At 69.7% G+C, this 10969-nt stretch carries 7 protein-coding genes; all 7 read left to right on the top strand.

Features of this window, described 5'->3' with window-relative positions:
• Window positions 1-29 precede the first annotated feature (29 nt).
• The 7 genes from SLNSH_RS12680 to SLNSH_RS12650 all read left to right on the top strand — a co-directional run bounded on the left by SLNSH_RS12680 (window position 30) and on the right by SLNSH_RS12650 (window position 10952).
• Window positions 30-1940 carry an ABC transporter ATP-binding protein gene (locus SLNSH_RS12680; RefSeq protein ID WP_106337368.1) on the top strand — a complete coding sequence of 637 codons (1911 nt, stop codon included), beginning with the start codon at window positions 30-32 and terminating at the stop codon, window positions 1938-1940.
• Window positions 1937-3856, top strand: coding sequence for an ABC transporter substrate-binding protein (locus SLNSH_RS12675; protein ID WP_245422314.1), 1920 nt, complete (start codon window positions 1937-1939; stop codon window positions 3854-3856). Before SLNSH_RS12680 ends, SLNSH_RS12675 begins: the two co-directional genes overlap by 4 nt.
• A 141-nt stretch (window positions 3857-3997) precedes the next feature.
• Window positions 3998-5020, top strand: a complete 1023-nt coding sequence (locus tag SLNSH_RS12670; RefSeq protein ID WP_106337450.1) for an ABC transporter permease — start codon at window positions 3998-4000, stop codon at window positions 5018-5020.
• A gap of 1 nt (window position 5021) precedes the next feature.
• Complete coding sequence (locus SLNSH_RS12665) at window positions 5022-6209, top strand: ABC transporter permease (RefSeq protein WP_106337367.1); 1188 nt, start codon at window positions 5022-5024, stop codon at window positions 6207-6209.
• 265 nt (window positions 6210-6474) lie between these two features.
• Entirely contained in the window at window positions 6475-8331 is a 1857-nt protein-coding gene (locus SLNSH_RS12660; protein ID WP_106337366.1) for a monovalent cation:proton antiporter-2 (CPA2) family protein, read from the top strand.
• Window positions 8332-8470: 139 nt separating this feature from the next.
• Window positions 8471-9442 (top strand): DUF937 domain-containing protein, encoded by a 972-nt coding sequence (locus SLNSH_RS12655; RefSeq protein ID WP_106337365.1) that lies wholly within the window; start codon window positions 8471-8473, stop codon window positions 9440-9442.
• A 142-nt stretch (window positions 9443-9584) separates the two neighbouring features.
• Window positions 9585-10952 carry a glutamate--cysteine ligase gene (locus SLNSH_RS12650; RefSeq protein ID WP_106337364.1) on the top strand — a complete coding sequence of 456 codons (1368 nt, stop codon included), beginning with the start codon at window positions 9585-9587 and terminating at the stop codon, window positions 10950-10952.
• Window positions 10953-10969: the final 17 nt, after the last annotated feature.

Raw genomic sequence — 10969 nt, 5'->3', positions numbered from 1 at the left:
CGCCGCATGCCGGGCCCGCGAGACCAAGAATGCCGGAGGCGTTGGAGCCGCTCGTCAGAATTCGCGACCTCGCCGTCGACTTCGACGGCGACGCCGGGCTGGTGCACGCCGTCCGGGGCGTGTCGTTCGACCTTCACGCCGGCCGCACCCTGGCGGTCGTGGGCGAGTCCGGCTCCGGGAAATCCGTCACCGCCAACGCCATGCTGCGGCTCCTGCCGAAGCGCGGGCGGATTGTGAACGGCTCGATCCTGTTCCGCGACCCGGAGGGGGGCGGCACGATCGACATCGCCGGCCTGGACGCCGCCAGCGAGAAGATGCGCCAGCTGCGCGGCGCGCGCATCGCCATGATCTTCCAGGAGCCGATGACATCGCTGTCGCCGCTCCACACGGTAGGCGACCAGGTGACCGAGGCGCTGCGCATCCACGACGCCGTGCCCATGGCGGAAGCGCAGAAGCGGGCCATGGCGGTGTTCGAGCGGGTCGGCTTCCGCGACCCCAAGCGCATGCTCGACACCTATCCGTTCGAGCTTTCTGGCGGCATGCGCCAGCGCGCCATGATCGCCATGGCGCTGATCTGCCGGCCGGCGCTGCTGATTGCGGACGAGCCCACCACGGCGCTCGACGTCACCACCCAGGCGCAGATCCTGGCGCTCATCAAGGAGCTTCAGGCCGAGACCCAGATGGCCGTGCTGCTGATCACGCACGACCTGGGCGTGGTGGCCAACATGGCCGACGACGTGGTGGTGATGTATCGCGGCCAGGTGATGGAGCGCGGCGGCCTGGCGGACATCTTCCGCCGGCCGGAGCACCCCTATCTCAAGGCGCTGATGAAGGCCGTGCCCCACTTCGACATGAAGCAGGACGAACGGCTCACGCCGCTGCGCGAGATCCGCATCGACGCGGCCGCGGCGGCCGCGGCGGCCCATTGCGGGCGGGAGCCCATCCAGCACGGGCGCACGGTGCTGGCCGTCACGGGCGTGACCAAGACCTTCACGCTGCGCTCGGGCGGGCTTCTGGGCGAGCCGCAGCAGGTCTCGGCGCTCTCCAACGTGAACCTGACGCTGCGGGCTGGCGAGACCCTCGGACTCGTGGGCGAATCCGGTTCGGGCAAAACGACCCTGTCCAAGGTGATCATGCGGGCCATGGCGCCGAATTGCGGACAGGTCTGCTTCGACGACGGCGGCGGCCCCCGCGACGTGTTCAAGCTGAAGGGGCCGGACCTCAAGGACTTCCGCCGGGCGGTGCAGTTCGTGTTCCAGGACCCGTTCTCGAGCCTCGACCCGCGGATGACCGTGTACGACATCCTGGCCGAGCCGCTGCGCATCCACCGTGTGGGCAACGAGGACCAGCGCTTCCAGCGGGTCAAGGACCTGCTGGAGCTGGTCGGCCTCGACCAACGCTCGATGCGCCGCTACCCGCACTCGTTCTCCGGCGGGCAGCGACAGCGGATCGGGCTCGCGCGGGCGCTGGCGCTCAACCCGGCCGTGATCCTGTGCGACGAGCCGACCTCGGCCCTGGACGTCTCCGTGCAGGCGCAGATCCTCAATCTGCTCAAGGATCTCCAGAAGGCGCTGGGGCTGTCCTACCTGTTCGTGTCGCACAATCTCGCCGTCGTGGACTACATGGCCAACGACATCGCGGTGATGTGCCGGGGCGTGATCGTGGAGCAGGCTCCGCGCGAGACGCTGTTCCGCTCGCCCAAGCACCCCTACACGCAGGCGCTGCTCGCCGCCGTGCCGAGCCCGGACCTGGACCACCCGCTCGACTTCGCCCGCCTCACCCGCGGCGGCTTCTCCAACCCGGCGGACTGGCCCGAGCCGTTCCGCATCGTCCCCGGGGAGACCCGGCCGGAAATGGCGGAGGTGGAGCCCGAGCACTTCCTGGCGCTCGCCCGGCCCTGCGCGCCGGCGCACCCCGAACCCATGAGGGCGGCGTCATGAGCCAGACCCGCCGCGCCATGCTTCAGACCGGGCTCGCCGCCGCCGCGGCGGCGGTCGGGCCGCGGCTGGCGCTGGGCCAGGAGATGCCGCTGGGCGAGGCGCCCATGCTGGCCGAGCTGGTCGAGAAGGGGCGGCTGCCGCCCGTGGCGGAGCGGGTGCCGCTCATTCCGCATATCGCCGAGTTCGCGTCGCGCGACCGCGTGCTGGGGCGCTACGGGGGCGAGATCCGGACCCTCGTCGCGAAGACGCGCGACCTCCGCTACATGTCGGCCAACGGCTACACCCGGCTGGTCGGCTACGACGAGAGCCTGCTGCTGCTGCCCGACCTGGCGCAGTCCTTCACGCATGAGGGCAACCAGCGCTTCACCTTCAAGCTGCGGCCCGGCCACCGCTGGTCGGACGGCCACCCGTTCACGACGGAGGACTTCCGCTACTACTGGGAGGACGTGGCGCTTAACCGGGACCTGAGCCCGAGCGGGCCGTCCGAGATCTTCGTGGTGAACGGCAAGCTGCCCCGGTTCGAGGTGCTGGACGAGTTACGCGTCCAGTTCACCTGGGACGCGCCGAACCCGCGCTTCCTCCCTGCCCTGGCGCTGCCGCGCCCGCTGCGGCTGTTCTCGCCGTCGCACTATCTGCGCGCCTTCCACAAGCGCTACGCCGACAAGGAGGCGCTGGAGCGCGCGATCGCCGCCGCCAAGGTGCGCAACTGGGCGGCGCTGCACAACCGCCTGGACGATGACTACGATTTCAGCAACCCGGATTGTCCGACCCTGACGGCGTGGAAGATCGTGGTGGGGCCTCCGGCCTCGCGCATGGTGTTCGAGCGCAACCCGTATTTCCACCGGGTCGACCCGGAAGGGCGGCAGCTGCCCTACATCGACCGCGTGCTGGTGGACATCGCATCCCCCGGGCTGTTCGCCGCCAAGGCCAACGCCGGCGAGGTGGACCTGCAGGCGCGCGGGCTCTCCATGAACGACGTGCCGGTGCTGAAGGAGGGCGAGGCCGTCCAGCAGTACCGGACGCTGCTGTGGCCCTATGCGCGCGGGTCCATCTACACGCTCTACCCCAACCTGAACACGAACGACCCGGAATGGCGCCGCCTCAACCGCGACGTGCGTTTCCGTCGGGCGCTCTCCGCCGCGATCGACCGGCGCATCCTCAACAACGCGCTGCTGTTCGGGCTGGGGGTGGAGGGCAACAATACGGTGCTGGCGCGCAGCCCGCTCTACCTGGAGAGCTACCGGACGCAATTCGCCGAGTACAACGTGGAGCTCGCCAACGCCTTCCTGGACGACCTCGGCCTCAAGGGCCGGGACACGTCCGGGTTCCGCACCCTCCCGGACGGGCGCACGCTTGAGATCGTTGTGGAGGTCGACGGCGAGGCCGGCGACGTGATCGACGCCCTGCAGCTCATCACCGAGTTCTGGCGCGACATCGGCGTGAAGCTGTTCATGAAGCCTCAGGACCGCAGCATCCTGCGGCAGCGCTCCTTCGCGGGCCAGACCGTGATGGTCGCCTCCACAGGGCTCGACAACGCGGTGCCGACCGCGCTCATGCCCCCCACCGAGCTCGCCCCGGTGCGGCAGGAGCACTACGCCTGGCCGAAGTGGGGGCAGTGGTTCGAGACTCAGGGCAAGGCGGGCGAGGAGCCGGACACGGACGAAGGCAAGCGGCTGCTCCAGCTCTACAAGGCGTGGCTGCAATCCTCCGACAAGGCCGAGAGCACCACGATCTGGCGCGAGATGCTGGGCATCCACGCCGAGCAGCAGTTCACCATCGGCACGGTGGCCGGCGAGCTGCAACCCATCGTGGTCAACAAGCGCATGCGCAACGTTCCCGAGAGGGCCCTGTTCTCCTGGGAGCCGACCTCGCTGCTCGGGGTCTACCGCATCGAAGAATTCTTCTACGAGGCGTGAGATGGGCGGCGCTGCATTCAAGTCCCACATGGCGAGCGGAGCGAAGCCATCCAGGGCCGCTCGCGGTCCTGCCCGCCTGGATTGCTTCGTCGCTCCGCTCCTCGCAATGACGGGGGAAAGCGCGGGAGGCGGCCCATGCGGATGATCCTCTACATCCTGCGCCGCAGCGTCACGATGATCCTCACCCTGCTCGCCATTTCGGCGCTGGTGTTCATCGTCATCAAGCTGCCGCCCGGCGACTTCCTCAGCAACCAGATCGCCGAGCTGCGGTCGCAGGGCGATCCGTCGGCGGTCGCCAAGGCCGAGTTCCTGCGGACCCAGTACGGCCTCGACCGGCCCGTGTGGGAGCAGTACCTCATCTGGATCGGCGCCTGGCCGGGTCCGAACGGGTTCTCCGGCCTGCTGCAGGGCGACTGGGGCTGGTCCTTCGAATTCCAGCGGCCGGTCAACGACGTGGTGGGCGGCGCGCTCGGGCTCACCCTGCTGGTCAACATCGCCGTCGTGATCTTCGTGCACGTGGTGGCGATCCCCATCGCGCTCTATTCGGCCACGCGGCAGTATTCGTGGGGCGACTACGCCGCCACGCTGCTGGGCTATCTCGGGCTGGCCACGCCCAACTTCCTCCTCGCGCTGATCCTGCTCTTCTACCTGAACCGCTGGTTCGGCATCTCCATCGGCGGGATGATGGACCCGAGGTTCGACCAGGAGCCCATGAGCATGGCGAAGCTCCAGTCGATCGGCTCCCACCTGATCGCGCCGGTGATCGTGATCGGCCTCGGCGGCACCGCCGCGATGATCCGGCGCATGCGCGCCAACCTGCTGGACGAGTTGCAGAAGCAGTACACCATCACGGCCCGTGCGAAGGGCATGAAGCCAGTGCCCGCGCTGGTCAAATACCCGTTCCGCATGGCGCTGAACCCGTTCGTGGCGGATATCGGCAACCTGCTGCCGCACCTCATCTCCGGGTCCGTGCTGGTGTCGCTGGTGCTGAGCCTGCCGACGGTCGGGCCCGTGCTGCTGCAGGCGCTGAAGCAGCAGGACCAGTTCCTGGCGGGCTTCATCCTGATGTTCGTGGCCGTGCTGACCGTGGTCGGCATGCTCCTGTCCGACCTGCTGCTCGCGGCCATCGACCCGCGCATCCGCTTCGGGCGCCGGAGGGGCTGAGATGAGCAGCGGCGTCCTCTCCCCCATCACCCACGACCCGAACGCGCCGGGCCACTACGTCAACACCGCGCCGTTCGACCCGGTGACGGCCGAGAAGATGACCGTGGAGGAGGAGGCGTTCTATCGCGCCTCGGCGGCGCAGCTCATCTGGTGGAAGTTCAAGCGCCACAGGGTGGCGCTGGTCTCGGCGGCGTTCCTGGCCCTGCTCTACCTGGCGCTGCCCTTCGTGGAGGTGATCGCGCCCTACACGGTGGGCCACCGCAACGCCAACCACCTCTCCGCGCCCCCTCAGGGCGTGCACCTGTTCCACGAGGGGCGCCTGCAGGCTCCGTTCGTGTATCCCTACACCTTCCATTTCAACGTCGACACGTTCCGGCGTGAGTACCGGGTCGACACGACCACGCCGCAGCCGCTGCGGTTCTTCTGCCAGGGCGCGCCCTACACATTCTGGGGGCTGTTCCAGTCCCGCTTCCACCTGGTGTGCCCGCCCGCGGAGGGCACGTTCTTTCTGGTTGGCACGGACAAGCTGGGGAGGGACCTGTTCTCGCGGATCATCTACGGCGCGCGCATCTCGCTCACCGTGGGCCTGATGGGCATCGCGGTGTCGTTCGTGATCGGCCTCACGCTCGGCGGGCTCGCGGGCTACATGGGCGGATGGGTCGACGCCGCCGTGCAGCGGCTCATCGAGATCCTTCGCTCGCTGCCCGAGCTGCCGCTCTGGCTCGCGCTGTCGGCGGCCCTGCCGGCCAACTGGAGCCCGGTGCTGGTGTTCTTCGCCATCACGCTGATCCTCGGCCTGCTCGACTGGCCGGGGTTGGCGCGGGCCGTGCGATCCAAGCTGCTGGCGCTGCGGGAGGAGGAGTTCGTCCGGGCGGCCGAGCTGATGGGCGCCTCCCGGGGGCGCATCATCGCCCACCACCTCGTGCCCAACTTCATGAGCCACCTGATCGCCAGCGCGACGCTTTCGATCCCGTCCATGATCCTGGGCGAGACGGCGCTGTCCTTCCTCGGCCTCGGCCTGCGCCCGCCGGTGACCAGCTGGGGCGTGCTGCTGAACGAGGCGCAGAACCTTGCGGCGGTGAACCTCTACCCGTGGCTGCTGGCCCCCATGGTCCCGGTGATCCTGGTGGTGCTGGCCTTCAACTTCATGGGCGACGGGCTCAGGGACGCCGCGGACCCGTACAGCTGAGGCTTTCACCCTCCGTCATCGCGAGGAGCGGAGCGACGACGCGATCCAGGGCGGCGGCCGGCCCCTGGATCGCTTCGCTGCGCTCGCGATGACGGCTGAGGGGCCGTGCAGGGCAAGACCGGGCATGCGGGACGGAGCGGCAGGCTTCCTCACCCCGCCCTGTCCCGCGCCGGGGAGAGGGGGTGGCGCGGCATGGCGCATGCGGCCTCGCCTCGGCGCGGTTGGGGGCCTATGTTGGAGGGTCCATTCCCCCGGCCCCGGACCCATGCCCGATCATCCAGAGACGACGAGCTTCCTCGCGCCCATCCTGATTTTCTGCCTCAGCGCCGTGCTGGCGGTGCCGCTGTTCAAGCGGCTGGGGCTGGGCGCTGTGATCGGCTACCTGGTGGCCGGGGCGGCGATCGGGCCGGCCGGGCTGCGGCTGTTCACGGACGCCAATGGCGTGCGCACGGTCGCGGAAGTCGGCGTGGTGATGCTGCTGTTCGTGATCGGGCTGGAGCTCAAGCCTTCCAAGCTGCTCGCCATGCGGCGGGATATCTTTGGGCTCGGGACGGCGCAGTTCCTGGCCACGGGCGTCGTGATCGCCGGGGCGGCGATGGGGCTCGGAGCGAGCGCGCGCGGCGCGACGCTGCTGGGCGTCGCCCTGGCGCTGTCGGCTACGGCCATCGCGCTGCAGATCCTGGACGAGCGCGGCACGCTGCAGACGCCCTACGGCCAGCGCACCTTCTCCGTGCTGCTGTTCCAGGACATGGCGGTGGTGCCGATCCTGGCGCTGGTTCCGCTGCTTGCGCCGGAGTCGAGCGCGCCCGGCGGGCCGGACCTGTGGGACGGCCTTCGCTCGACGGGCGTCGCGATGGCCTCCATCGCAGCCATCGTGGTGGCCGGCCTCTACCTGCTGAACCCGCTCTTCCGGGTGCTCGCATGGACCGGAGCACGGGAGGTGATGACGGCGGCGGCCCTGCTCGTGGTGCTCGGGGCGGCGCTGCTGATGGAGCACGCCGGCATGTCCATGGCGCTCGGCGCCTTCCTGGCGGGGCTGCTGCTGTCGGAATCCAACTTCCGGCACCAGCTGGAGGCGGACATCGAGCCGTTCCGGGGCCTGCTTCTGGGCCTGTTCTTCATGAGCGTCGGCATGGGCATGGACGCCAAGGTCATCCTGGCCGAGGCCGTGCCCCTGCTGTTAGCGGCCGTCGGCGTGGTGGCCCTGAAGATCGCCGTCGCCTATGGGCTGGAGCGCTGGATGTGCTCGGCCCGGCGAGACGCCCTGCGCAGCGCGGCGCTGCTGGCGCCGGCCGGCGAGTTCGCCTTCGTGCTGCTGCCCATGGCAGGGGCGCTCGGCATCCTTTCGCCCCAGGAGTCGGGCCTTGCTTCGGCCCTCGCCGCGCTGACCATGGTGATCGGGCCCATCGTGGCCAAGCTGATCGAGGTTGGGATCGCCCGGCGCGAAGCCGCCCAGCCGGAGCCCGAATTCGACCCCGCAAGCTTCGACGGCGCGCATGGGAGCGTGCTGGTGATCGGCTTCGGGCGCTTCGGCCAGATCGCCACCCAGGTCCTGCTCGCCGACGGCGTCGACGTGACGGTGATCGACAAGGACGTGGACCGGATCAAGGCGGCCGGCCGGTTCGGCTTCAAGGTCTATTACGGCGACGGCGCCCGGCTCGACGTGCTTCGGGCGTCCGGCGCCGGGCAGGCGCGCGTCATCGCCATCTGCGTGGACGACAGGCAGGCGGCACTGGCCATCACGGAGCTGGTCCGGGAGAACTTCCCGCTCGCGCAGGTCCACGCCCGCGCCTATGACCGCATCCATGCCATCGACCTGATCAAGGCGGGAGTGGACTACCAGATCCGCGCGACCCTCAGCTCCGCGCTGGAGTTCGGCCGCGAGACGCTGGTCGCGCTCGGTTCGGCCGCCGAGCGGGCCGAGGAGGTCCGGCTCGCGGTGCGCGAGCGCGACGAGCAGCGCCTCGCCCTGCAGCAGGCGGAGGGCAAGCTGCGCCCGGCCGACTACAGCAAGGTCGCGCCGCGGCTCACGCCGGAGCCTCTCGTCACTCCCAAGGCCAAGTCCCGGGCGCTCTCGGCCGAGACCCAGGACGTCATGGACGCGCCCGAACGGGCGGATTGAGCCGAACGGCTCATCCAAAGGCGTGCATGGTAAAAACGTGCAACCCGTGAGAGTTTGCGATTGAGAAGCGCGCCCGCGGGCGCGATGCTGCGGGGTGCGCGACTTCCGCTCGGGCGCACCTGCACAACACAGGATCGCGATGATCAACCTGTTCGAGATGATGCAGAAGGCGCAAGGAGGCCAGGCCGTGAACGACCTCGCCCGGCAATTCGGACTGACGCCGGAACAGAGCGAGGCGGCCGTGGACGCCATCCTGCCGGCCTTCACCATCGCGCTGCGCCAGCAGCTCAAGAACCCGCAGGCCTGGCCCTACCTGGTCGCGGCCCTGTCGATCCCTCCTGGCCAGCCCGGCGCCATGTTCCAGGCCTTCTCGCCGCAGGGACTGCAACAGGGCCAGCAACTCATGGGCGCGCTGTTCGGCTCGCCGCAACTCGGGCAGCAGATCGCCGCTCAGGCGGCCTCGGCCACCGGGCTCAACGCCGCCCTGATGCAGCAGATGATGCCCGCGATGGCGGCCATGCTGACAGGGGGCGCGTGGAAGACGTTCGGCAACGCGATCGCCAGCGCCATGGAGGCCTTCGCGGGCGCGATGGGCACGGGCAAGCCCGAACCCAAGCCGGCCGCAGGGGCGCCCGGGTTCCCGGTCGGGATCCCGGAGAACTGGGGCGAGATCGTCGGCGAATGGATGGGGGGCAAGCCGGAGCCGAAGCCGGAGGCGGCCAAGGCGGACGAGCCGAACATGTTTGACCCCGCCGGCCTCGGCCCGATGCTCCAGCGCATGATGGAGCGCGCCGCGGACTCCGCCGCCAGAACCGCGCCCGATACGCCGCCTGCGCCAGAGGCGACACCGGCAGAGCCGGCGACTGCCCCCGAGGCCGCCGCACCCGCGCCGGAGCCGACCCCCGAGCCGGCGCCGGCGGAAGCCCCGAAGCCGGCGGCCGCAACCGCAGGGACGACGCCGAACTTCGACGCGTTCACGCGCATGATCGAGACGGGCCGCGAAGTCCAGCAGCAGCACCTGCGCAACCTGCAGGCCCTGATGGGCGTGTGGAGCCCAAGCCTCGGCGAGGCGAAGCAGGACACGGAGGGCGGGGCCGGGAGGACCGGCTAGCGCTTGTCTTGCGCGGGCCCGCCACTTCTTCGCGCAAGTTTGCGCAAACGCAAAGATGAAGCCCTGAGCTGTCATTGCTTCTTTGCGTTGCGGGCTCTATCTAACGGGACCCTTGCCCGCCCCCGGAGCCCAGGATCCCCGCATGGCCCGTGACCAGTCCGACCCGACGCCGATCGAAAGCCGCGCCGAACTGGTCGCCTGGTTCGAAAAAGGGTGCAAGCCTGAGTCGGATTTCCGGCTCGGGACGGAGCACGAGAAGTTCGGCTTCTACGCCTACGACCACGCGCCCGTGCCCTATGACGGCCCGCGTGGCATCCGGGCCATCCTGGAGGGCCTGCAGGCGCGGATCGGCTGGGAGCCGATCATGGACGGCGAGGCCATTATCGGGCTGGCCGACCCTCTGGGCGGCGGCGCGATCTCGCTGGAGCCGGGCGGCCAGTTCGAGTTGTCCGGCGCGCCGGTGGCGACCCTGCACGAGACCCGCTCCGAGCTCGCCCAGCACCTCGACGCCCTGGACGCGGTGGCCGCGCATTTCGGCATCCGCTTCCTCGGGCTGGGGCACAGCCCGACCTGGACCCGCGCCGAAACGCCGGTGATGCCGAAGCAGCGCTACGGCATCATGAGGCGCTACATGCCGACCGTCGGCTCGCGCGGGCTGGACATGATGTTCCGCACCTCCACGGTGCAGGTGAACCTCGACTTCGCCTCCGAGGCGGACATGACGCGCAAGATCCGCGTCGCCGTCGCGCTGCAGCCCGTGGCGACGGCGCTGTTCGCCAACTCGCCGTTCACGGAGGGCAAGCCGAACGGGTTCAAGTCGATGCGCTCGGAGATCTGGCGCGACACGGACAACAACCGGGCCGGCATGATCCCGTTCGTGTTCGGGGACGGCATGGGCTTCGAGCGCTATGTCGACTATGCGCTCGACGTGCCGATGTATTTCGTGAAGCGCGGCGACCATTACCACGACGTGGCCGGCGCATCCTTCCGCGACCTGCTGGACGGCAAGCTGCCGCAGTTGCCGGGCGAGCGGGCCACCATCTCGGACTGGGCGAACCACCTCTCCACGCTGTTCCCCGAGGCGCGGTTGAAGCGCTACCTGGAGATGCGCGGCGCCGACATGGGCACGTCGGACATGGTGGTGGCGCTGCCCGCCTTCTGGGTCGGCCTGATGTATGACGCCGGCGCGCTGGACCAGGCATGGCAGCTGGTGAAGGACTGGACGGACGAGGAGCGGCAGGCCCTGCGTGACGCCGTTCCCCGGCAGGCGCTGGCGGCGCCGTTCCGCGGCCGCACCGTGCGCGAACTGGCGCGCGACGTGCTGGCCATCTCGACGGAAGGCCTCAAGCGCCGCGCCAAGGTCGAGGGCGGGCAGGACGAGACAGCCTACCTCGCGCCGCTGCAGGAGATCGTCGAGACGGGTCGCACCCGGGCGGACGTGCTGCTGGAGCGCTATGCGGGCGAATGGGGCGGCTCGGTGGAGCCGGTGTTCGAGACGAACGTTCTGTAGCGTCATCCCCGGCGGCG

Origin of the sequence: Alsobacter soli, assembly GCF_003004785.1 — a bacterium.
GTDB classification, from domain to species: Bacteria; Pseudomonadota; Alphaproteobacteria; order Rhizobiales; family Beijerinckiaceae; genus Alsobacter; species Alsobacter soli.
Note: the sequence above shows the minus strand (reverse complement) of the source record. Positions and strands in the feature narration are given on the sequence as shown.

What these genes read in the sequence shown, in the direction of transcription:
- SLNSH_RS12675 (WP_245422314.1), top strand. Translation starts at nt 1,937, where the DNA reads ATGAGCCAGACCCGCCGCGCCATGCTTCAGACCGGGCTCGCCGCCGCC.
- SLNSH_RS12650 (WP_106337364.1), top strand. Translation starts at nt 9,585, where the DNA reads ATGGCCCGTGACCAGTCCGACCCGACGCCGATCGAAAGCCGCGCCGAA.
- SLNSH_RS12670 (WP_106337450.1), top strand. Translation starts at nt 3,998, where the DNA reads ATGATCCTCTACATCCTGCGCCGCAGCGTCACGATGATCCTCACCCTG.
- SLNSH_RS12655 (WP_106337365.1), top strand. Translation starts at nt 8,471, where the DNA reads ATGATCAACCTGTTCGAGATGATGCAGAAGGCGCAAGGAGGCCAGGCC.
- SLNSH_RS12680 (WP_106337368.1), top strand. Translation starts at nt 30, where the DNA reads ATGCCGGAGGCGTTGGAGCCGCTCGTCAGAATTCGCGACCTCGCCGTC.
- SLNSH_RS12660 (WP_106337366.1), top strand. Translation starts at nt 6,475, where the DNA reads ATGCCCGATCATCCAGAGACGACGAGCTTCCTCGCGCCCATCCTGATT.
- SLNSH_RS12665 (WP_106337367.1), top strand. Translation starts at nt 5,022, where the DNA reads ATGAGCAGCGGCGTCCTCTCCCCCATCACCCACGACCCGAACGCGCCG.